This window comes from Halomonas denitrificans, assembly GCA_019800895.1.
Classification (GTDB): Bacteria; Pseudomonadota; Gammaproteobacteria; order Xanthomonadales; family Wenzhouxiangellaceae.
In genome coordinates, this window is the sequence record JAHVKF010000002.1 from 775,078 (window position 1) to 796,627 (window position 21,550).

Sequence of the window (21,550 nt, forward strand, 5' to 3'; positions counted from 1 at the left end):
GCCCTTATCCGCGTTCGTCTGCGTTCATCCGCGGTCAATTCGGGTTCTGGCCGCAGCGTTCGAAGATCAGGGATCGTGAGTGTTGAGGGCCTTGATCAGGAGCTCGCGCTCGAGGACGGCGGCGTTGCGGTCGGGCTTCTTGACCGCGACCCGGGCGCCGGAGACGAGCCGGACGTTGAACGCCCAACCCTCGTTGTTCTTGGCCTCGAACAGGCCCGAGACCATCACGATCTTGTCGAGGACCAGCGTGAAGCCGGCCACGTCGTGGGTGCGTTTGCTCATGCGGGGCGTCCCTCGCGGAAACGGATCGGAGCGGTCGTGATCAGAACTTGATCGAACCGCCGGAGCCGCCGCCGGGCATCTCGATCTTCCCGCCGTCCTGGCCGGGCACCATGATCGAGCCCTGCTGTTCGCGCTGCATCCGCTTGAGCTCCTCGATCGTTTCCTTGAATGCCTGTTCGGCGCCCTCCGCGAAGCCCTTCGCGGCTTCGGACAGGCTGTCGCCCTCGAGTTCGAAGCTCAGCGGAAGGGTGCCGGCCGGCGTCATGGCCGATGCCTCGCCGACGTAGCGGACGGGGCGCGACGCGTCGACGTTGCCGTCCGCGTCGACCGGCGTCATACGGCGGATCGAGCCGGTGCGCTGGTCGGTGAAGGTATCGATCCGGTACAGGTCGTCCGTATCGAAGCGGAGCTGTTCGGCGTTGTCATCCGTCATGGCGGCGCCCGTGGTTTCGGTCCAGTGTTCAGGAATGGGGTCGTTCGTGGCGAATGCAAGCGGGACGGCCCGTGGTCCTCCATCTGCCGCGGCGCTATGCTTCGACCATGGATGCCTACCGCACGCTGCGATTCCGCGCCGCGCCCGATCGACTCGAGGAGGCCGAGGACCTGCTCTGGTCGCTGGGCGCTGCCGCGGTCACGCTGACCGACGCCGGCGACCAGCCGCTGCACGAGCCCGGTCCCGGAGACACGCCCCTGTGGGACGACTCGGTGATCGAGGCGTTGCTGCCCGAAGGTCTGGACAGCGACCAGGTCCTGCTCTCCCTGGCCGGCAGTGGCGTGCTGGAGGGAGGGGCGCAGGCAGCGAGCTTCGAGCCGGTGGCCGATCGCGACTGGGTGAGGGCGTGGATGGATCGCTACGAGCCGATGCGCTTCGGCGAATCGATCTGGGTCTGCCCGTCGCACGTGGAGCCGGATCCGGACTGGCCGGTCGTGGTCCGGCTCGACCCGGGGCTGGCCTTCGGCACCGGCACCCACCCGACCACCGCGCTGTGTCTGGAATGGCTCGACGGCCAGGCGGTCGAGGGCGTCGACGTGGTCGATTACGGCTGCGGGTCCGGCATCCTCGCCGTCGCGGCGGCCCTGATGGGCGCTCGTCGGGTGCTGGCGATCGACCACGATCCGCAGGCGCTGGAAGCCACCGTCGACAACGCCGAGCGCAACGGCGTGGCCGATCGGATCGTGGCCGTGTTGCCCGAGCAGGCCCCGAGCGGCACGGCCGGGCTGGTGCTGGCCAATATCCTGGCCGGGCCCCTGGTCGAGCTGGTCGACGACATCGCGGGCCGGGTCGCGCCGGACGGCCGGCTTGCCCTGTCGGGCATCCTGGCCGACCAGGCCGACGGCGTATGCGATGCCTACCGCGAGCGGCTGCGCCCGTCCGGCGAAGCGACGCGCGAGGACTGGGTCCGCCTCGACTTCGCTGCAGCCGGTGACCGGGTCACGTGAGCGAGCGGCTTCCCGACTTCCTGATCATCGGCGCGCAGAAGGCCGGCACCAGCTGGCTGCACGCCCGGCTGCGCGAACAACCCGGGCTGTATCTCCCTTCGGACAAGGACTTCGAGTACTTCAGCTACCCCGGCACCACGCCGGCCGCGGACTACCTCGCGCGCTTCGCGGCCGCGCCGCCCGGCGTCCGCGTCGGTGATGCCTGCGCCAGCTATTTCTGGACCACGGGCCGCTCGACCGACAATCCCGATTTCGCGCGCGACCTTCCGGGCCTGATCGATGCCGCGCTCGGAACCGGGACCCGCTACATCGTGCTTCTGCGCGACCCGGTCGAGCGTGCGATCTCGGCCTATCTGCACCACATCGCGTTCGGCAGCCTCGATGTGCGCGTGCCGCTGCTCGAAGCGCCCGAGGGGCTGGGGTTGCTGGATATCGGCCGGTACGGCGCCCACCTGGAGCGGTGGCTGGAGGTGGTGGGGAGCGACCGGATGTGCGTGCTGCCGTCGCCGGACGAAGCGCCGCCGGCCGACCTGCTTCGTCGTGCCTGCGACTTCCTGGGCTGCCGGGCAGCGACGACGACCGGTGTCGATCAGCGCGTGTTCGCCGGACTGCAGCGGCAAACCCGCGAGGACGGGATCTGGGTCGAGGCCGGCCAGCCGGGCGTGGACGCCTGCGCAGGCCCCGAGCGAATCCGGGACGGTCGCCGCTGGATCCGGCTGGTCGATTCGGCCACGCTGGCGACGCTGCGCCGGCGGTTCATGCCGGATACGGCGCGCCTGGCCGGATTGCTGGCCGGCGACGAGCCGGCGTTCGCGCGCTGGCCGTCCTGGCCGAGCGACGTCTAGCCCTCGCCGCTCCCGGGCATCGGCCCGAAACGCTCGGGCTCGTCGACCCACAGGCCTCGAACGAAATCGGCGAACAGCGGTTTTTCCGGACAGGTGGGCAGTGCGTCGATCTCGGCGAGCACGTCCCGGGGGTGCCGGTCGCCGTAGATCACCTTGACCGTGTCATGGAACAGGCGACCGAACATCGGGCTGTAGGCGATCGCCGCACGTTCGGCGGCCAGCCGCGTCCGCTCGGTCTCGACCGAGGCGGCGTCCAGCGACTTTCCGGCAACGATCTGCACCCAGGGCGAATCCCGGAAGCAGGTCAGCGGCTGCAGGCCGGCCCGGTCGGCATACAGCTGGAACTCCTCGGGTACGCAGAACTGGTTGCGGGCGACGTCCTTCCGGCCCTGCTGGTCGGAGCGGTTCCAGAACTCGACCTCGTACATCCAGCGCTGCCAGCCGGTCGGGTCCGCCAGGTTCCAGGTCTCGAGGTAGGCGCGGCCGCCGGGCTTGAGCACGCGCGCGATCTCGCGCAGATAGAGGAACAGGTCCTCCTTGTCCATGTGGCAGAGCACGGCCACGGTGTAGGCCTTGTCGACACTGTCGTCGTCGATCATGTCGAGGCGGGTCCGCTCGAGCAGTTCGAGCCGGACGTTTTCGTGGTCGGCGAGGCGCTGACCGGCGACCCGGATCATGTTCGGCGAGATGTCCACGCCGATCCACTGGCCGCACCGCGGCGCGACCTGGCGGCCGATCCGGCCCGCGCCGCAGCCGAGCTCCAGCACCGTGTCGTCGGCCGAGATCTGCAGTGCGGACGTCAGCTGGCGCGCCACGAACTCACCGGTCGTGCGCGCGACCTGTTCGCTGGCCGAATTGTCGACCGCTTCCAGCGCCTTCTTGTCGTCGGCGGCGCAGCGGTCCCATTTCTGGCGATAGGTCAGTTCGGCCATCAGCGCGAGCGTCCGGCGGCGCGTTCGATGCCGGCCAGGATCTCCCGCCGAGCGTCGTCCGGGCCGTGCCACCCGAGCACCTCGACCCACTTGCCCATCTCCAGGTCCTTGTAGTGCGCGAAGAAGTGCCGGATCTGGCGGCGCGAGAACTTGGCCACGTCGTCGATGCTCCGGATGTCCTCGTGCAGCGGGCTGATCCGGTCGATCGGCAGCGCCGCGATCTTGACGTCGCGCCCGGCGTCGTCGCTCATCTCGAGGTAGCCGATCGGCCGGCAGCGGATCACCGAACCCGGGATCAGCTTCGGCCGGATCAACACCATGACATCGACCGGATCGCCGTCCTCGGCCAGGGTGTTCGGAATGAAGCCGTAGTTGCACGGGTAGCGCATCGAGGTCGCCAGCAAGCGGTCGACGTGGATCGCGCCGGTGTCCTTGTCGACTTCGTACTTGACCGGTTCGCCCTCGTTCGGAATCTCGATGATGACGTTGAAGTCGTCGGGCGGATTCTCGCCGGCGGAAATCTGGTTGACGTTCATGCGGGCTCGGCTTCCTGGTCCTTGGCTGGTCGATGACTGGTGGTTGAATCCGGTGTGCCGTCCGCGGCTCGCACCATCAGAGGCTGGGCGATGTGTCGTTCGCGAGGCCGCGCGGCCGCCGACGAGCCGAACATTCTACCGCGACTCAACCGCCCTGGACGTCCACTCCGTACCACGCGGCCATCACCGCTTCCAGGTCTTCGAGGCCGATGCCCTTGGTGGCCGAAAACGCCTGGACCGTGGCCCGACCGCCGAACGCCTGCCGCACCGCCCGCACCGCCTCGACCCGCTTGCCGTGGCCCAGCTTGTCCGCCTTGGTCAGCACCACGTGCATCGGCAGGTGGCGGTGCAGCGCGAACTCGGCCAGCTGGCGGTCCGTGTCCTTCAGCGGGTGGCGGATGTCCATGACGATGACCAGGCCGGCCAGCGCGGCGCGTTTCTCGAGGTAGCCCTGGATCAGGCCCTGCCAATGCTTCTTCATGTCGCCGCTGACCGCGGCGTAGCCGTAACCGGGCAGGTCGACGAGATGGCGCTGCTCGTCGAGCTGGAAGAACACCAGCTGGCGCGTCCGGCCGGGCGTGCGGCTGGTGCGAGCAAGCGACGTCTGCCGGCACAGCCGGTTGATCAGGCTGGACTTGCCGGCGTTGGAGCGCCCTGCAACGGCCACCTCGATGCCCTCGTCGGGCGGCAGCTGTGGACGGTTGTGGACACTGATCCGGTACACTGCCGAATGCAGCAGACGGCGAATATCGCTCATGCTCTGGTCTGCGCGGGTCGATCCGGCGATAATAGCGGATTGGCCCGTCGGCCGACGGGACCGGCACGGACGACTGCAGCATCCCTGCAGACGGTCGGGCCGGACACCAACCCTATTCGAAACCAACGCTTCATGGAGCGACCCACGATGCTTCGAGCAGCCCTCCTCCTTCTTGCCCTGGCCTCGACGGCCGCGTTCGGCGCCGGCGACCCGGCGGCCGGAGAATCCAAGGCCTCTGTCTGCGCGGCCTGTCACGGCATGGACGGCAACAGCCAGATCGCCCAGTGGCCCAAGATCGCCGGCCAGCACGCCGACTACACCGCGCGCCAGACCCGGATGGTCCGAGACCAGCAGCGCGAAGTGCCGCAGATGTACCCGATCGTCATGAACCTGAGCGACGAGGACATCGCCGACATCGCTGCCTGGTACGCGACGCAGGAAATCGAACCCGGCGTGGCCGACGAGGCGCTGGTCGACCTGGGTCGATCGATCTATCACGGCGGCAACATCGAGTCCGGCGTGCCGTCGTGCATGGCCTGCCACGGGCCGACCGGGAACGGAATTCCCGAAATGGGCTACCCGATGCTGCGCGCCCAGCACGCGGACTACACTGCCGACCGCCTGCGCCGCTACCGCGACGGCCAGTCCTACGACAGCAACAGCGCGATCATGGTCGGCGTCGCCGCGAACCTCACGGACGAGGAAATCGACGCGGTGAGTTCCTACATCGAAGGCCTGCATCGCTCCGCGCCGGCGGGGAACTGACCGCGCTCGCCGCGGTCAGTAGAAGTTCAGCGGCGGCCGACGGTGCCGCCGGACTCCGATGGGAAGCGAGATGACGGGATGCCGCGTGGCGTTCAGGATCATCTCCGGTCCCGCGACCGAATCATCGAAAGGAAATCGCTGACCATGACAGCTGCTACCAGACTCGTTGCCGGCGCCACGTTCTTCGTCGGCCTGCTTTTCGCACCTCTCGCCCAGGCCCAGTTCGTCGAGGGCACCCACTTCGAACGGATCGACGGACCGGCCGCGGCCGAGACCGACGGCGGAATCGAGGTCGTCGAAGTGTTCAGCTACATGTGCCCGCACTGCCGCAACTTCCAGCCCTACGTCAGCGCCTGGGAAGAAGAACTCGCCGAGGACGTGACCTTCCGCCGCGTGCCGGTGTCCTTCAACCGGTCGTGGGAACCGTTCGCCCGTGCCTACGTGACCGCAAACGTGATGGACATCCTCGACGAATCGCACGTGGCGCTGTTCGAAGCGCTGCACGATGAGCGCCGCTCGATCCGCACGCTGTCCGATCTGGCGGAGTTCCACAGCCAGTTCGGCGTCGACGCCGAGGCGTTCGAATCCACCGCCGGCTCGTTCCCCGTCGAGGCCGCGATGCGCAAGGGCCGCGCCGAACTCGGCAAGTGGGGCATCCGGTCCACGCCGACGCTGGTGATCAACGGCAAGTGGCGGGTCAGCCCGCAGCGCGGCAGCACCTTCGAGGACATGCTGGCGGTCGCCGATTACCTGATCGAGCGCGAACGCGCCGAGACGGCCGCCGGCACCGACGACGACAGTGCAGGCGAGGCCGATGCCGGAGCCGCCGCGACCGCCGAATCCTGATCGCCCCCGGTCGCTGGCCGGCCGGGCTCGATCGGCCCGCTCCACGTGACGGGCGAGGGTCCGGACCAGCTGCGACTGGTCAGCTACAACATCCAGGCCGGCACCAGCACCGCCAACTACCGCGAGTACGTCACCCGCAGCTGGCGGCAGGTCCTGCCGAACAACCAGCGGATCGACAACCTCGATGCGATCGCCGACCTGGTCGGGCCCTACGACATCGTCGGGCTGCAGGAGGTCGATTGCGGAAGCCTGCGCTCGGGCTTCGTCAACCAGGCCAAGTACATCGCCTCGCACGCCGGCTTCCCCTGGTGGACGCACCAGGCCAACCGCAAGGTCGGCGTGATCGCCCACGCCGGCAACGGTGTCCTCAGCCGCTACGCTCCGGACCAGGTCGACGAACACCGCCTGCCGGGGGCCATCCCCGGGCGCGGTGCCCTTGTACTCAAGTTCGGTGGCGGGCCCGATGCACTCTGGCTGGTCGTGCTCCATCTCGCCCTCGGCAGGCGCGCACGGCTGCAGCAGCTCCGCTACGTCGCCCACCTGGTCGACCGCCAGCCCAACGTGGTCGTGATGGGCGACCTGAACGCCGGGCCGGAAAGCCGGGAAATCCGGGAATTCTGCTCGAACGCGGGGCTGATCGAGCCGCGCCGCGACCTGCTGACCTTCCCCAGCTGGCGCCCCCAGCGCGCGATCGACCACATCCTGGTCTCGCCGGGGCTCGACGTGCTGGAACTCGACGTGCTGCCGAGCACGCTCTCCGACCACCGACCACTGGCCATGACGATCGGGCTGCCGGCCGGCGTCTCACTGCAGCGCCATGCGCAAGGCAACGACCAGCAGTAGCGCGCCGAACACCCGGCCCAGCCGCTCGGAGCCCAGCCGTTCGGCCAGTCGCGCGCCCAGGGGGGCGGAGGCCAGCCCGGCGAGGCCGACCAGCACCATTCCCGGAAGATACAGGTGGCCGAACAGGCCCGGCACCGCGCCCGGTTCCAGACCGCGCAGCGCGAAGCCCGTCGCGCCGGCCAGCGCGATGGGCCAGCCGCAGGCCGCGGCCACCGCGACCGCGCGAAGCGGGGAGTAGCCGTTGTGGACGAGGTACGGGACGTTGAAGCTGCCGCCGCCGATACCGATCAGCGCCGAGAGCGCTCCGATCAGCGGGCCGGCCGCCCACCAGCCGCGGGCTTTCGCCGGTCGGTGCGCTCGCGCGGGCCGCACGGCGAACAGCATCCGCAAACCGATCACTGCCGCCAGCGCGCCGAACACGCGGGCCAGCACCGCGCCCCCGAGCGCCGGCGCGATCCAGCCGCCGAACAGCCCGCCCAGGGCCAGCGCGGGGCCCAGCCGAAGTGCAGCGGCCCAGTCCATGCGCCCGCCACGCGCATGGGCCAGCGCGCTGCTCGCCGAAGTCAGGAGCATGGAGCCGAGGGCAGTCGCCACGGCGGCGGGTACCGCGGCATCGACCGACAGCCCGCGCGCGACCAACAACGCCGTCACCGCAGGTACGATCACCAACCCGCCGCCGATACCCAGCAGGCCGGCGAGCAGCCCGGCCGCGGCGCCGGTGGACAGCAACGCAATCCATTCGATCATCGGCACGTCTCGAATCCATCTCCGTCGTTCTGAGCGAAACACATCATGACGTCCAGGCTCTCATCGTTCCTCTCCGTGGCCCCTCGCGCCCTCGCCTTCGCGGCCGCGCTGGCCGCGGTTCTCGCCGCGCAGGCCCTTGCCTTGCCGCCGGCGCTGGCCCAGCCGGTGGCCGCCGCGGGACCCGCGACCCCGGCCGAGCAGCGCGAGATCTTCCGCGAAGCCTGGGCCCGCGCCGGTCGCGGCGACCACGAGTTCCTGGCCCGGGCGATCGCCCGCCTGCCCGATTATCCGCTGACGCCCTACCTCGAGTTCGAACTGCGGCGCCAGCGCCTCGCGGACTACGACCCGGCGTCGATGAGTCGCTTTCTCGCCCGCCACCGCGACTGGTCCTTTCACGATCGCCTGGTCCGAGCCTGGCAGCGCCACCTGGCGCGTTCCGGCCAGTTCGACGCGCTGCGCCGGTACGTGCCGGAGAGCGAGGATGCGGAGGTCCGCTGCCTCGAGCTGCGCGACCGGCTGCGCGCCGGCGAAGACAGCGAGTCGCTCGAGGACCGGGCCGGCGCGCTCTGGCTGAGTCCCGTTTCCCGACCGGCCGCCTGCGATCCGCTGTTCGCGTGGTGGCGGCGGCAGGGCCACCCGGACACGGAGATCGCGTGGCAGCGCTTCGGTCTCGCCGTCGAGGCCGGCGAGCTGGCGCTGGCCGGCTATCTGCGGCGATACCTCGCGCCGCTCGATCGGCCGCTGGCCGAGGGCTGGTTGAAGATGGCGCGCCGTCCCGCGTCGGGCCTCGCCGACGCCCGGGGCTGGCCGGACCAGCCGAGGCCGCGCCAGCTCGTGGCCTGGGGGCTGCATCGCCTGGCCGGCCAGGACTGGGCCAGTGCCTCGACGTGGCTGGGCCGGTTCCAGGCCCGGATGCAGTTCGAAGACGACGAGATCGCGCCGGTCCGGCGCCGGATCGCCCTGTTCCAGGCCGTCGACCTGGATCCGGGTGCGGTCGCGACGATCGATGCGCTGCCCGACGACTGGATCGACGACCAGTTGCTGCAATGGCGGCTGCGCGTCGCCCTGGTGCACGGCGACTGGGCCGCGGTGCTCGACAGCGTGCAGCGCATGTCGGCCGAAGCGCAGCTGGAGGGACGCTGGCGCTACTGGCGCGGCCGGGCGCTGGCCGCGCTGGGGCGGCCCGAGGCCGGGCTGGTGCTCGGTACGCTGGCTGCCGAGGCCGATTACTACGGGTTCCTAGCCGCGCTGCGGACCGACCAACCGCTGACCCTGTGCAGCCGCGAGCTTCCGGCCGACGGCGATCTCCAGCGGCGCCTGCTGCGCGATGCCGAGTTCGCCCGTGCGCTCGAGCTGTATCGGGTCGGCTTGAACCATGACGCGCGCTGGACCTGGAACCGGGTCAGCGACCGACTGCGCGCCGCCGAGCTCGAACAGGCCGCGCTGCTGGCGTCGGCGGAGGGCTGGCACGATCGCGCCATCACGGCGCTGGCCCGCGCCGGGGCGAGCACGGCCTATCCCTGGCGGTTTCCGATCGTCGAGCGCGAACGGATCGAGCGGACCGCCGCCCGCCACGGGGTCGACCCGGCGCTGGTTCTCGGATTGATGCGCGCCGAGTCGGCGATGCAGGCCGACGCGCGCTCCTCGGCCGACGCCCGCGGTCTGCTGCAGCTGGTCGACGGCACCGCTCGCGGTGTGGCGGCGCGCTTCGGTCTTCCGTACCGCGGGCCGTCGGATCTCTACGACCCGGCGCGCAATCTCGCCCTCGGCATCGCCCACCTCGGCGAACTGCAGCAGCGGTTTGCCGGCGAATTCACCCGGGTCGCTGCCGCCTACAACGCCGGGCCGGGGGCGGCCGAGCGCTGGCAGCAGGAGCGTCGAGGCCTGCCCGCCGACATCTGGATCGAGACCCTGCCGTACTTCGAGACCCGTGACTACGTGCCGCGGGTCCTCGCCTTCGCCACCGTCTACGAATGGCAGCTGCAGCGATCGCCCTCGCTGCTGGCCCGTCACGTGATCGGCCGGGGCGATGCCGGCGCGTTCGCCTGCCCGCAGCCGAACGCCGCCCCGTCCGGGCCGATTTCGGCACAATAGGCGAACGGCGGTTGCGGCGCACGGCCTGGACCGGTCGCCCGGCCGAAGAGATCCTCGATCGCGCCACCGATTCGACCCGGAGAACACGATGACCAAGAAGATCCTGATGCTCGGCGGCTCCGGCTTCGTCGGCAGCCACCTGACGCGTCGCCTGGCGGCCGACGGACACCGGATCACCGTGATCACGCGCTACGCGCCCGGTGCCCGACACCTGAAGGTGGTCCCCGGCACCCGGATCGAGACGCTCGATCCCTACGACGTCGATGCCCTGACCGGGACCCTGGCCGGCCACGATGCGCTAGTCAACCTGGTCGGCATCCTCAACGAGCGGGGCTTCGGCGGCGACGGGTTCCGCCGCGCCCACGTCACCCTGGTCGAAGGCGCGATCGAAGCCTGCCGGCGAGCCGGCGTCGGTCGACTGATCCACATGAGCGCGCTGAACGCCGGTGCCGGCGACAGCCACTACCTGAGGACCCGGGGCGAGGGCGAAGCCCGGGTACGCGAGTCCGGACTGGACTGGACCCTGTTCCGGCCGTCGACCATCTTCGGACCCGACGACTCCTTCCTGAATCGCTTCGCCGGGCTGCTGGCGATCTCCCCGGTCCTGCCGCTGGCGCGGCCCGGGGCGCGCTTCGCACCGGTCTACGTCGACGACGTGGTCGAGGCCTTCGCGCGCGCGCTGGAACGTGACGATGCGACCGGCCAGACCTACGAACTCTGCGGGGCCGAGACCTGGACGCTGGCCGAGCTGGTGCGATGGGTCGCCCGGCAGCGGGGCATGCGCCGCTGGGTCGTCGGGCTGCCCGACGCGTTGGGCTGGCTGCAGGGGCGGATCTTCGATTTCGTCCCCGGGCGCCCGTTCTCGTCGGACAACTTCAAGTCGCTTCGCGTGGATTCGGTGTGTAGCGATCCGGGCTTCGAACGGCTCGGCATGGCGCCCTGGGGCCTGTCGGAAAAAGCGGTCGACTGGTTGGCCGATGGCGGCCGACAGTCGCGCTACCGGCGCTTCCGCCAGCACGCACGGCGCGGCTGACCGTGCGCCCGGACTGGGCCGCTGACCCGCTGCTCGACGGCCTCGAGGTGTACCGGGTCGGCGGCGCGGTGCGCGACGCGTTGCTCGGCCGCCCGGTCGCCGACAGCGACTTCGTGGTGGTCGGTGCGACGCCGGAGGCATTGGCCGAACGAGGGTTCCGGCCGGTCGGCCAGGATTTTCCCGTGTTCCTGCACCCCGACAGCGGCGAGGAGTTCGCGCTGGCCCGGACCGAACGCAAGTCCGGGCGCGGCTACGCCGGCTTCACGTTCCACGCGGGCCCCGGGGTCGGGCTGGAAGAGGACCTTCGCCGCCGCGATCTGACCGTCAACGCGATTGCCGAAGCCCGCGACGGGTCGCTGGTCGATCCGTTCGGCGGTCGAGCCGATCTCGATCGCCGCGTCCTCCGCCACGTTTCTCCCGCCTTCGCGGAGGACCCGGTGCGCTTGCTGCGCCTGGCCCGCTTCGCGACCCGCTTCGCCGAATTCGCCATTGCCGAAGAAACGCTGGCGCTGGCCCGGAAGCTGGTCGACGACGGCGAGATCGACCACCTGGTACCGGAGCGCGTGTGGCAGGAGATGGCGCGGGCCTTGATGCACCGGCGGCCGTCGCGCTTCTTCCGGGTGCTTCGGGAGGCCGGTGCGCTGGCCCGGCTGCTGCCGGAACTCGACGCGCTGTTCGGCGTGCCGCAGGTTGCCCGGTGGCACCCGGAGATCGATACGGGCGAACACGTGATGCGGGTCCTCGACGTTGCCGCCGCCGACGATCGGGCGCTGCCGGTCCGCTTCGCCGCGCTGGTCCACGACCTCGGCAAGGGGCTCACGCCGGCCGCGGACCTGCCCGCCCACCGCGGCCACGAGCGCGCCGGGCTGGACCCGGTGCGCGCGGTCTGCGACCGGCTGAAGGTGCCCAATGCGTGCCGCGAGCTCGGGCTGCTCGTCTGCGAGCACCACCTCGATGCCCATCGCGCATTCGACCTGCGTCCAGCGACGCTGGTCCGGCTGCTGCGCAAACTCGATGCGTGGCGCCGGCCGGAGCGCTTCGAGCACTTCCTGCAGGCCTGCCAGGCCGATCGCCAGGGCCGCAAGGGTCGGGTCGGCTCGCCCGTGCCCACCGTCGATTATCTCCGTCGCCAGGCCGCGGCGACGGCGTCGATCGACGTCGAGCCGCTGACCGCGAAGGGGTTGTCCGGCGCCGCGCTGGGTAAAGCGATCGAGGCCGAGCGGATCGCCAGGGTGCGCCGGCTGCGGGACGCCCGGCCCGCGATCGGCAAGGACGCGCCGGGCCGCTTGCGGTGAAGCGGCGGCCTGGGGTGGCGACGGTGCCGCGCCCCCGGAACGCGGCCCTAGACCACCGCCAGCCTGCGCATGCGGAAATGGCACAGATCCGCCGCCCTCGGCTTCTGCAGCAGGTGCCCCTGGACGTAGTCGCAGCCGCTCTCGGCGAGGAACGCCATCTGCTCCGGGCGCTCGACGCCCTCGGCCACCACTTCCATCTCCAGACTGTGGGTCAGGCCTACCATCGCGCGCACGAGTTCGCGCTGGCGCGGGTCGGTCTCCAGGCCGTTGAGGAACTGGCGATCGAGCTTGATCTGGTCGACGTGCAGTTCGCGCAGGTGGGCCAGGCTGCTGTAGCCGGTGCCGAAGTCGTCCAGCGCGATCCGGATGCCGCGCTCCTGCAGCGCGCGGATGTTGTCGTTCCCGCTCTGCAGATCGCGGATCGCCGTGTCCTCGGTGATTTCGAGCTGAATGCGGTCCGGCGCGACCGCGAACTGGTCGCAGACCTCGAGCACCTGCTCGACCAGGTCCGCCTGCTGGAACTTCTGCGCGCTGATGTTGATCGACATGCGCAGCCTGCGGCGCGCGCGATCGAGGTGCCAGTTGCGCAACTGGCCGATCGCCAGCTGCAGGGCCCGCTGCTCCAGCTCGGCCAGCACACCGATCTCGGCGGCCTGGTCGAGGAACGCGGCCGGCGACAGCAGGCCTCGCTGCGGATGGCGCCACCGCAGCAGCGCCTCGAACCCGACCACTTCGTAATCGCTCAGGGCGATGATCGGCTGGTAGTGCATCTCGAACCGGTCCTCGTCCAGGCCGCGGCGCAGTTCGGCTTCAAGCTTGAGGGAGGTCTCGTCGTCCTCCGCTTCGCGCTGGCTCAGGTCACGGAACAGGGTGGCGTTCCGTCCCAGCCGGCTGGATCGCATCAGCGCCTGCTGTGCCTGGCGGACCAGGGTCCCCGGCGATGCGCCGTCGTCGGGAAACAGGCTGATGCCCGCACACAGGCTGACGAAGACCTCCTGGTCTCCGATATGCAGCGGGCGACTGTTGGCGGCGAGCAGCTGTTCGGTCCATTCCAGCACCTGGATCGGATCGTCCAGCGTGGGCCGGACGACCAGGAAATCGCGCTCGCTGAGTCGCCCCAGCACGCATCGTCGGTTCAGCGAGCGGTGAATCCTGTCGGCGGTCTCCATCATCATCGCTTCGGCCTGGTCCCAGCCCAGCACCTGGTGGACCAGCGAGAACCGGTTGACCCCGATCGACAGCACGGCGAGCCGGTCCGGCCCGGACTGGCCCATCATCTCGCCCAGCTGTTCGGTCACCATCGCGCGATTCGGCAAACCCGTGCCCGGATCGTGCTGGCGGATGTGCGTCAGTTCGCTGTGGATCCGATGGGTGCGCAGGCGCTGCAACTCGAGCAGCCAGACGATGATCCCGAGCGCCATCAGGGACTGGAACAGGAAATCGAGCAGGTTGACGTAACCGAGGTAGAACGGCGCGGAGCCTCCCGCGCGCGTCCACTGGTTGATCCCGGCGACGTGCAGCCCCTGCAGGCCATACAACAGGAACGCGATCGCACCGAGTCGGGCGCCGATCTGTCCGCGTCCTCGCTGGGCGCGCCAGAGCAGGACGCCGGCGCAGACGAACGCGGTGCCGGTCAGCGCGTAGCGCAGATCGACGCGCAAGGCGTTGCGCAGCGCGCCGGCGTCGGGATCGAAGGGCAAGACCAGCGACGTTGCCACGCCGAACAGGGCGGCGGCCACGGCGACCCCGATCCAGCGCCGACCGACCAGGGAGCGGCCTCGAGAGGCTTCCCAGGCACCCATCAGCAGCCAGGCGACGTGCGGATAGGCTGCCGCCAGGGACAGCGACGCCAGCACCAGCCGCAGGATCGCCCAGTCGGGCACGGCCCACCAGATTGCCAGCGACGCCGTCGATGTGGCCAGGTAGACGGCCAGCGCCGTGGCGCTCAGGGCCCAGTGGAAGAGAAACGTCTGCTGGAACGAACGGACGAACACCCAGAGCAGGCCGGCAAGGACGAGGCTGGCGACGCACTGCACCAGCTGGATGGCAATCACCAGCTCTGCCGGATGCATGTTCACATCGAGACCCTCCTGCGAGGCCGTCGGGCAAATATACTCCCTCGGCCCGGCCGAAACCATCGAGGGCCCGTCGCCGCGGGCGCTCCGGCTAGAGTCGTCCCCGGTGGTCGGCAAGCTCGAACGCGGCCAGCGGCGCCGCCGCGTCGCGCGTTGCGGCGATCAGCTTGAACTTCTCGCCCATCTCGCCCGGCAGGGCCAGCCGCTTGAATTCGCCCGCCAGCCTCAGCCGTTCACGCTCGTCTTCGACGGCGCCGAGCCGGTCGAGGAGGCCGCTGCCGAGCAGGAATCCGGCCTGGGTCGTGAAGCCCGCCAGCTCCAGACCCGAGTCGATCAGTCCGTCGGCCACCGCGGTGAAATCCACGAACGCCGACAGATCGGTCAGGCCGGGCCAGACCAGGGGGTCGAAGTGGGCGCGGTGGCGATACTGGCAGACCAGCGTGCCGTCGGACCGGTCGGGGTGGTAGTACTCGCGTCGTGGATAGCCGTAGTCGGCCAGCACCACGGCCCCGCGTCGCAGCGGCGCGGTCACGGTGCGCAGCCAGTCCGGCAGGTCGACGCAGACCTCGGTGCGGTAGCCCTCGCCGAGCGGCGCGTCGAGGTCGGCTTCGAGCCGCGCGATCGCCTCGGCCAGGCGTGCGGCCGCTTGCCGGTCCGCTTGCCGGTCCGCTCGCCGGTCCGATTCGCGATCCGCTGTCGGATCGATGGCCCGGCCGGCCCAGCGTGGGCCCCTGGCGTCGATCTCCAGCACTTCGCGCAGCGGGCCCGACGGCTCGACCCGGATCCGCTCCACCGGCAGCGCGTCGATGACCTCGTTGCCGATGATCGCCCCGTCGAACGCAGCATCGGGCGGTCGGTCGATCCATTCCACCCGCCGGGCCAGCGATTCGGGCAGCGCGGCCAGCGTTTCGCGCTGGACCTCGCGCAGGGCGGCGCTCGGTTCCAGCAGCAGCATCCGGCGCGGTGGCCGCTCCATCGTTTCGAGCAGCGTTCGCGCCAGCGCGCCGGAACCGGGGCCGAGCTCGAGAAGGGTCCAGTCCTCGCGCTCGTCGAGATCCAGCGAGGCGGACAGGCCGTCCAGCCAACCGGCGAGCGCGGTGCCGAACAGCGCGCCCTGTTCCGGGGCGGTGGTGAAATCGCCGGCCTGTCCGAACTTGTGCAGACCATTGACGTAGTAGCCGTGACCGGGTTCGTAGAGCGCCATCTCCATGTACCGGCGGAACGGCATCGGCCCGTCGCGTTCGATCTCGTTGACGATCCTGGTCCACAATGCGGCGCTGAGTTCCGCGAGTTCGGACGGCGGCTCGGGCAGATCGAGCGTCCCCGGGCGGCCGGGCCGCGGCGTCGATGGCGGAAACGAGTTCGAGGAGAAACGGGACAATGGGCAAGGGACAGGAAGAGAGGACCGCGATTGTAACGGGCGCGGCTCGCCGCCTCGGTGCGGCCATTGCCGAGACGCTGCACCGGCGCGGGCTGAACGTGTTGATCCATTGTCGCGGATCGGTGAGGGACGCCGAAGAACGGGTGGCCGCGCTGAACAACGAGCGGCCCGGCAGTGCCGCGCTGGCGGTGGCCGATCTCGGCGACGACGAGGCGCCGGGACGGATCGTTTCGGCCGCGCTCGAGGCCTTCGGTCGGGTCGACGTGCTCGTCAACAACGCATCGGGTTTCTACCCGACGCCGCTCGACCGCGCCGGCCCGGCCGACTGGGATGCGCTCGTCGACAGCAACCAGCGCGGTCCCTTCTGGCTGTCCCTGGCGGCGGCGCGCGCCATGGCCGATCGACCGGGGCGTGGAACGGATCACGATAGGAGCGGCGCCATCGTCAACCTGGTCGATATCCACGGGATGGTGCCGCTGGCCGGTCACGCGATCTACTCGCAGGCCAAGGCCGGGCTGATCATGCAGACCCGCGCCCTGGCCAAGGACCTGGCGCCTCGGGTCCGGGTCAACGCCGTCGCTCCGGGCTCGATCCTGTGGCCGGAAGGCGAGGACTCGCCGACCGCGGAGGTCGCCGCGCAACGCCTGGAGCGTGTCCCGCTGGGTCGCCAGGGAACCCCCGACGACATCGCCGGCGCGGTGGCCTTTCTCGCCCTCGACGCGCCCTACGTGACCGGCCAGGTGCTGGCCGTCGACGGTGGGCGGACCCTCTCGATGTAGGCCTGGCGAAGCCGGGCCGGTTCAGGTTGGGTTAATCCGCTCGTGCTACCGTCACCTTCGACGCTCCGGAGGTGCGCGACGATGAACACGTTTCCGAACCGACTCTGCCTGCGAATCCTGATGGCTGCGGGGCTGATGGCCCTGGCCGGCTGCACGACGGTCTACGTGCCGCGTTACGCGGATGAGGGCGTCTACTACGACGAGGGCCTCGGACACAGCTATCCGGCCTCGTCGGGTTACGGCCACGACCGTGCCTGGGCGGCCAACCCGGTGCACTACCCCTACTGGTCGCTGGACTACTTCTACTTCAGCCAGTACTACCACCCGTATTCGGTGGTGGTCGGCAGCTGGGACCCCTACTACTACCCCTATCCCGGCTGGCGCTACGGGCCGCGGCATCGCCGCCACGGCTTCGGCATCTCGGTCGCGATCGGCGACCCCTGGTACAGCGATCCCTGGTACGGCTACCCGTGGCACGGCTACGGCTACGCCTATCGGCCGGTGCACTACGGCTTCTTCGGCAGTGCCTGGTACAGCCATGGCTACCGCTACGGCTACGGCGACGGATATCGTCACGGCTACCGGTACGGCAGCCGCTACGGCCATCGGCACGGTCATCGCAACGACCTCCACCCCGTGCATCGGAGCAACGACCGTCTCCGCGCGCTGCAGCGTCGCGAAACGTCGGCCAGTCGCAGTGTCCTGATCTCCCAGCGTACGGGGCGCGCCGGAGGCGCATGGTACGTGCCCGAGCGCGAACCCCTGGGCCGCGCGACCCAGCCCTACAAGCGGGGCGACGTGCGGGCGCAGCGGCGTGCCGAACTCCGCGGAGCGCCCATCGTCGGACGCAGCGGAAGCGCGCCGCGGATCGAGCGCCGGGCCGTAACCCCGCAGCGCGAGGCGTCCCGCTCCACGACCCGCAGCCGGATCCAGGCTCGCCCGACAGCCGGCGCCGATCGCTCGGCACCGAGGCGCATCGAGCGCCACCGCAGCGATCCGACCGCCGCGGTGAACCGGGCCCGGACGCGGTCGCAATCCACATCCCGGCGGCCGGACGCCGCCCCGGTCCGGTCCACGCGGGGATCGAATCGAGCCGTGGAACGGACCCGCCATCGTTCGGCGAGCCGGTCGACCCTCCGTACTCGCGGTGCGTACGATGCCTCCCGCGCCGCGCCGGCCGTGCAGCAGCGGAGCCGATCGAACCGGCGTGAGACGCTTCATCGCACGGCGCCGGTCCAGCGTTCGACGCCTCGCGCCACGACGCGTTCGGCGCCGGCCGCACGAATCGAATCGCGGGTCCGCGCCGCCGCACCCGTACGGGCACCCCGCGCTGCGCCGCCGCCGCGATCGACCGGCCGCGCGTCACCACGTCCTGCCCGCAGCGCGCCGACGCGCAGCAGCGGGGGGCGGGACCGGCTCCGCAGCCGCCGCGATTCGGACGGCCGGGGGCGACGCTGATCGATCCCGGCCAACGCGGCCCGGCGCCCCGGCGCTCGGCGCCGCTGGCCGGCCACCTGGCCGGGCCGCTGTAGCCGCCGCGGTACACTAGCAACAGTCCAGAACCTACGCCGCCCGGCGCGGCGAACCGACCATGAGGTATCCGGAAACCTTCGACGTGATCGTGATCGGCGGCGGCCATGCCGGCACCGAGGCTGCGCTGGCTTCTGCGCGCTGCGGCGCATCGACCGTGCTGGTGACCCACAATCTCGAGACGATCGGGCAGATGAGCTGCAATCCGGCGATCGGCGGGATCGGCAAGGGGCACCTGGTCCGCGAGATCGACGCGCTGGGTGGTGCCATGGCCCGCGCCGCAGACCGGGCCGGCATCCAGTGGCGGCGCCTGAACGCCAGCAAGGGCCCGGCCGTGCGCGCCACGCGTGCGCAATGCGACCGGTCGCTGTACCGGGCCGCGATCCGCCGCATGGTCGAACACCAGCCGGGCCTGACGCTGTTCCAGGCGGCGGTCGACGACCTGATCGTCGACGACGGCCGGGTGGTCGGCTGCAGGACGGCGATCGACGTCGATCTGCACGCCGGCGCCGTGGTCCTGACCACGGGTACTTTTCTCGGCGGCGTGATCCACATGGGCGATGCGCGCACCGCCGGGGGCCGAGCCGGGGACGCGCCCGCCAACCGGCTGGCCGAGCGCCTCCGCGCGCTGCCGCTCAGGATCGGCCGGCTGAAGACCGGAACGCCGCCGCGCATCGACGGCCGGAGCATCGACTTCTCGCGCCTGACGGAGCAGCCCGGGGACGACCCGAGGCCCGTGTTCTCGTTCCTCGGTTCGGTCGACGACCACCCCGAGCAGCGCTCCTGCTGGATCACCCGAACGGGAGAAGCCGCGCACGAGATCATCCGCGGCGCGCTGGACCGTTCGCCGATGTATTCCGGCGCGATCGAGGGCGTCGGGCCGCGCTACTGCCCTTCGATCGAGGACAAGGTCGTGCGCTTCGCCGAACGCGATTCGCACCAGATCTTCCTCGAGCCGGAGGGGCTGGACCTCAACGAGTGGTATCCGAACGGAATTTCCACCAGCCTGCCGTTCGACGTCCAGCTGGAGTTCGTGCGCACCATCGACGGCCTCGAGCAGGCCCGCATCACCCGCCCCGGCTACGCCATCGAGTACGACTACCTGGACCCGCGCGACCTCTCGCCAAGCCTCGAGTCGAAGGTCCTCGACGGCCTGTTCCTCGCCGGCCAGATCAACGGCACGACGGGCTACGAAGAGGCCGGCGCCCAGGGCCTGGTCGCCGGCCTGAACGCGGCCCGTCTCGTGGCCGGCCGGGAGGCCTGGTCACCGGCCCGATCCGAGGCCTACATCGGCGTGATGATCGACGACCTCATCACCCGTGGCACCAGCGAGCCGTACCGGATGTTCACCAGCCGCGCCGAGTACCGCCTGATGCTTCGCGAGGACAATGCGGACCTCCGCCTGACCGACGCCGGCCGCGAGCTCGGCCTGGTCGACGACAACCGGTACCGGGTATTCGAGCGGCGCCGGAGCGCGATCGAGGCCGAGACCGCGCGGCTGGCCGGACTGCGAATCACCGCCGGTTCGGCGCGCGCTCGCGAGATCGAGGACGCGCTCGGGACCCCGATCCGGAAGGACATCACCGCCGCCGATCTGCTCAAGCGTCCCGAGGTGGGGTACGACGCGCTGGTCGCGGTCGAAGGGCTGGGCCCGGGCGCGACGCGGTCCGATGTCGCCGAGCAGGTGGAGACCGGCATCCGCTACGCGGGCTACCTGGCGCGACAGGCGCAGGACGTGGAACGCACGCGCGCGGCCGAGGAGACCCGGATTCCTGCCGACTTCGACTACGCCCGCGTCCGCGGCCTGTCGGCGGAAGTGGTCGAGAAGCTCGAACGCCAGCGGCCCGAGACCGTCGGTCAGGCGGGCCGGATTCCCGGTGTGACGCCAGCGGCCGTGTCGCAGCTGCTGGTCTGGATCAAGCGCGCCCGCAGCGCGGCCTGACGCCCCTGCGGGAGGGCATCGAGAGCTGTTCACCCCGGATTCACGGTCTTCGGAGATACTGCAATCGTTGGCTGCGGGTTACCTCTCGGTACCCTGACTCCCTCCCCCCGCATCCAACGTTACGCGCGAACCCCGGCCACGGCTCCCGGCCGGGGTTCGCTTTTTCCCGTGTGCGCAAGCTCCCTTGCGGTCGCCCCCACGGCCCGGGCCCTGCAAGGCACGCGCCGGTGCCTGCGCGATCTTGCCATTTCGTCGCGGGCGGGCCGGGTATGCTCGGCGACAACTTCGCTGCAGGATTTCTCGCTTATGCAGAACCGTCAGCACGCCGCCCGTGTCCTCGGAGCGTCCGGCCTGCTTCCGTTCGTCGCCCTTCCGGTCTTCGTCGCCCTCGGCGGGCCGGGCTGGGTGATCGATCTGCTGCGGGCGTATGCGCTGTTGATTCTCGCGTTCCTCTGCGGCGCGACCTGGGCCGAGTGCATGGCCCGGCCGGCCGACGGGGCACTGCCGCTGGTGATCAGCAACCTCGTCGTACTGGCGTCCCTGGTCGCGCTCCTGCTGCCGCTGTCCTGGGGCTTCGCCTGGCTTGCGGGCCTGTTCGTGGTCCATGCGCTGACCGAGGCGCGCTGGACGCGACCCGCACAGCATGCCGCGTACCGTCGCCTGCGCACCCTGCTGAGCGGGGCCGTCGTGCTGCTCCTGGCCGCGACCGCCGCGGTCGCTGCGCGCGGTGGCTGAGTCGGTCCATCCTGAAGCCCCGGTGCTGAGCCTGCGCGGGCTGGCGCGCGGTTTCCACGACGGACGTCGCCGCGTCCCGGTCCTCGACGGCGTGGACCTCGAGCTTGCACGCCGGCAGGCGATCGCCATCATGGGCGCATCGGGATCGGGCAAGTCGACCCTCCTCCACCTGGCCGCCGGCATGGACGTGCCGGACGCCGGCGAAGTGCGCCTTGCCGGTCGCTCGATCCATGCCCTGGCCGAACCCGAGCGCACGCGCGAGCGCGCGCGATCGGTCGGCCTGGTGTTCCAGGATTTCAACCTGGTCGACTCGCTCAGCGTGCGCGAGAACATCGAGCTTGCGCTATGGCTGAGCCGGGCCCCGGGCGATCCGGACCGGATCGACCGCCTCACCCGGGCGCTGGCGATCGCCGAGCTTCTCGATCGCCGCCCGAACCAGCTCTCGGGCGGCCAGCAGCAGCGCGTGGCGATCGCACGCGCCCTGGTCCACGGCCCCGCCCTGGTGCTGGCCGACGAGCCCACCGGCAGCCTCGACCGGTCCGCCGGGGATCGGGTGATGGACGTGCTGGTCGGCGCGGTGCGCTCCGAGAACTGCGCGCTGATCGTGGTCACCCACAGCGCGTCGGCCGCGTCGCGCTGCGATCGGACACTCGACCTGCGTGACGGTCGACTGGTCGCGCGGGACTCCTGACC

The 21,550-nt window shown here is 70.6% G+C and carries 21 protein-coding genes; 13 read left to right on the forward strand and 8 right to left on the reverse strand.

Going from position 1 to position 21,550, the window contains the following annotated elements; all coding sequences use genetic code 11:
- Positions 1-66: 66 nt before the first annotated feature.
- Positions 67-282 carry a hypothetical protein gene (locus KUV67_07435; protein MBY6204711.1) on the reverse strand — a complete coding sequence of 72 codons (216 nt, stop codon included), beginning with the start codon at positions 280-282 and terminating at the stop codon, positions 67-69.
- A 40-nt stretch (positions 283-322) separates the two neighbouring features.
- Complete coding sequence (locus KUV67_07440) at positions 323-715, reverse strand: hypothetical protein (GenBank protein ID MBY6204712.1); 393 nt, start codon at positions 713-715, stop codon at positions 323-325.
- A 107-nt stretch (positions 716-822) separates the two neighbouring features.
- On the opposite strand from KUV67_07440, the gene prmA reads away from it, so the two are divergent.
- A complete protein-coding gene (prmA, locus tag KUV67_07445; protein MBY6204713.1) occupies positions 823-1,722 on the forward strand; it encodes a 50S ribosomal protein L11 methyltransferase in 900 nt (299 codons plus the stop codon).
- Entirely contained in the window at positions 1,719-2,567 is an 849-nt protein-coding gene (locus KUV67_07450; protein ID MBY6204714.1) for a sulfotransferase, read from the forward strand. The genes prmA and KUV67_07450 overlap by 4 nt, the downstream gene beginning before the upstream one ends.
- On the opposite strand, the gene KUV67_07455 is transcribed toward KUV67_07450, so the two are convergent.
- The 3 genes from KUV67_07455 to yihA all read right to left on the reverse strand — a co-directional run bounded on the left by KUV67_07455 (position 2,564) and on the right by yihA (position 4,792).
- Entirely contained in the window at positions 2,564-3,499 is a 936-nt protein-coding gene (locus KUV67_07455; protein ID MBY6204715.1) for a class I SAM-dependent methyltransferase, read from the reverse strand. The two genes, KUV67_07450 and KUV67_07455, sit on opposite strands and share 4 nt — an antisense overlap.
- Positions 3,499-4,035: an inorganic diphosphatase gene (ppa, locus tag KUV67_07460; protein MBY6204716.1), complete on the reverse strand. Its 537-nt coding sequence runs from the start codon at positions 4,033-4,035 to the stop codon at positions 3,499-3,501. The genes KUV67_07455 and ppa overlap by 1 nt, the downstream gene beginning before the upstream one ends.
- Before the next feature lie 145 nt (positions 4,036-4,180).
- On the reverse strand, positions 4,181-4,792 hold the full coding sequence (yihA, locus tag KUV67_07465) for a ribosome biogenesis GTP-binding protein YihA/YsxC (protein ID MBY6204717.1): 612 nt from the start codon (positions 4,790-4,792) through the stop codon (positions 4,181-4,183).
- Positions 4,793-4,939: 147 nt separating this feature from the next.
- Between yihA and KUV67_07470 the strand changes: the two genes are divergently transcribed.
- The 3 genes from KUV67_07470 to KUV67_07480 all read left to right on the forward strand — a co-directional run bounded on the left by KUV67_07470 (position 4,940) and on the right by KUV67_07480 (position 7,246).
- Positions 4,940-5,557: a cytochrome c4 gene (locus KUV67_07470; protein MBY6204718.1), complete on the forward strand. Its 618-nt coding sequence runs from the start codon at positions 4,940-4,942 to the stop codon at positions 5,555-5,557.
- A 144-nt stretch (positions 5,558-5,701) separates the two neighbouring features.
- Positions 5,702-6,403 (forward strand): thiol:disulfide interchange protein DsbA/DsbL, encoded by a 702-nt coding sequence (locus tag KUV67_07475; GenBank protein MBY6204719.1) that lies wholly within the window; start codon positions 5,702-5,704, stop codon positions 6,401-6,403.
- Between the two features lie 30 nt (positions 6,404-6,433).
- Complete coding sequence (locus tag KUV67_07480) at positions 6,434-7,246, forward strand: endonuclease/exonuclease/phosphatase family protein (GenBank protein ID MBY6204720.1); 813 nt, start codon at positions 6,434-6,436, stop codon at positions 7,244-7,246.
- Here the strand turns inward: KUV67_07480 and KUV67_07485 are convergent.
- Positions 7,208-7,993 (reverse strand): sulfite exporter TauE/SafE family protein, encoded by a 786-nt coding sequence (locus KUV67_07485; GenBank protein ID MBY6204721.1) that lies wholly within the window; start codon positions 7,991-7,993, stop codon positions 7,208-7,210. The two genes, KUV67_07480 and KUV67_07485, sit on opposite strands and share 39 nt — an antisense overlap.
- Positions 7,994-8,038: 45 nt before the next feature.
- Between KUV67_07485 and KUV67_07490 the strand changes: the two genes are divergently transcribed.
- From KUV67_07490 to KUV67_07500, 3 genes are all read left to right on the forward strand, one after another.
- Positions 8,039-10,087: a lytic transglycosylase domain-containing protein gene (locus KUV67_07490; GenBank protein MBY6204722.1), complete on the forward strand. Its 2,049-nt coding sequence runs from the start codon at positions 8,039-8,041 to the stop codon at positions 10,085-10,087.
- Positions 10,088-10,175: 88 nt separating this feature from the next.
- Positions 10,176-11,120, forward strand: coding sequence for a complex I NDUFA9 subunit family protein (locus KUV67_07495; protein MBY6204723.1), 945 nt, complete (start codon positions 10,176-10,178; stop codon positions 11,118-11,120).
- A 29-nt stretch (positions 11,121-11,149) separates the two neighbouring features.
- A complete protein-coding gene (locus tag KUV67_07500) occupies positions 11,150-12,415 on the forward strand; it encodes a multifunctional CCA addition/repair protein (GenBank protein MBY6204724.1) in 1,266 nt (421 codons plus the stop codon).
- Positions 12,416-12,462: 47 nt separating this feature from the next.
- Here KUV67_07500 and KUV67_07505 read toward each other — a convergent pair whose 3' ends face one another.
- Together KUV67_07505 and KUV67_07510 are read right to left on the reverse strand one after the other, a co-directional pair.
- Positions 12,463-14,493 carry an EAL domain-containing protein gene (locus tag KUV67_07505; protein MBY6204725.1) on the reverse strand — a complete coding sequence of 677 codons (2,031 nt, stop codon included), beginning with the start codon at positions 14,491-14,493 and terminating at the stop codon, positions 12,463-12,465.
- A gap of 88 nt (positions 14,494-14,581) precedes the next feature.
- On the reverse strand, positions 14,582-15,760 hold the full coding sequence (locus tag KUV67_07510; GenBank protein ID MBY6204726.1) for an SAM-dependent methyltransferase: 1,179 nt from the start codon (positions 15,758-15,760) through the stop codon (positions 14,582-14,584).
- A gap of 110 nt (positions 15,761-15,870) precedes the next feature.
- On the opposite strand from KUV67_07510, the gene KUV67_07515 reads away from it, so the two are divergent.
- From KUV67_07515 to KUV67_07535, 5 genes are all read left to right on the forward strand, one after another.
- The gene (locus tag KUV67_07515; GenBank protein ID MBY6204727.1) at positions 15,871-16,650 is read left to right on the forward strand and encodes a pteridine reductase; all 780 of its coding nucleotides are present in this window, start codon (positions 15,871-15,873) and stop codon (positions 16,648-16,650) included.
- Between the two features lie 81 nt (positions 16,651-16,731).
- On the forward strand, positions 16,732-18,108 hold the full coding sequence (locus tag KUV67_07520; protein MBY6204728.1) for a hypothetical protein: 1,377 nt from the start codon (positions 16,732-16,734) through the stop codon (positions 18,106-18,108).
- A gap of 133 nt (positions 18,109-18,241) precedes the next feature.
- Positions 18,242-20,122 carry a tRNA uridine-5-carboxymethylaminomethyl(34) synthesis enzyme MnmG gene (mnmG, locus tag KUV67_07525; GenBank protein ID MBY6204729.1) on the forward strand — a complete coding sequence of 627 codons (1,881 nt, stop codon included), beginning with the start codon at positions 18,242-18,244 and terminating at the stop codon, positions 20,120-20,122.
- A gap of 306 nt (positions 20,123-20,428) precedes the next feature.
- Positions 20,429-20,857 carry a DUF3429 domain-containing protein gene (locus KUV67_07530; GenBank protein MBY6204730.1) on the forward strand — a complete coding sequence of 143 codons (429 nt, stop codon included), beginning with the start codon at positions 20,429-20,431 and terminating at the stop codon, positions 20,855-20,857.
- Between the two features lie 22 nt (positions 20,858-20,879).
- The gene (locus KUV67_07535) at positions 20,880-21,548 is read left to right on the forward strand and encodes an ABC transporter ATP-binding protein (protein ID MBY6204731.1); all 669 of its coding nucleotides are present in this window, start codon (positions 20,880-20,882) and stop codon (positions 21,546-21,548) included.
- Positions 21,549-21,550 lie beyond the last annotated feature (2 nt).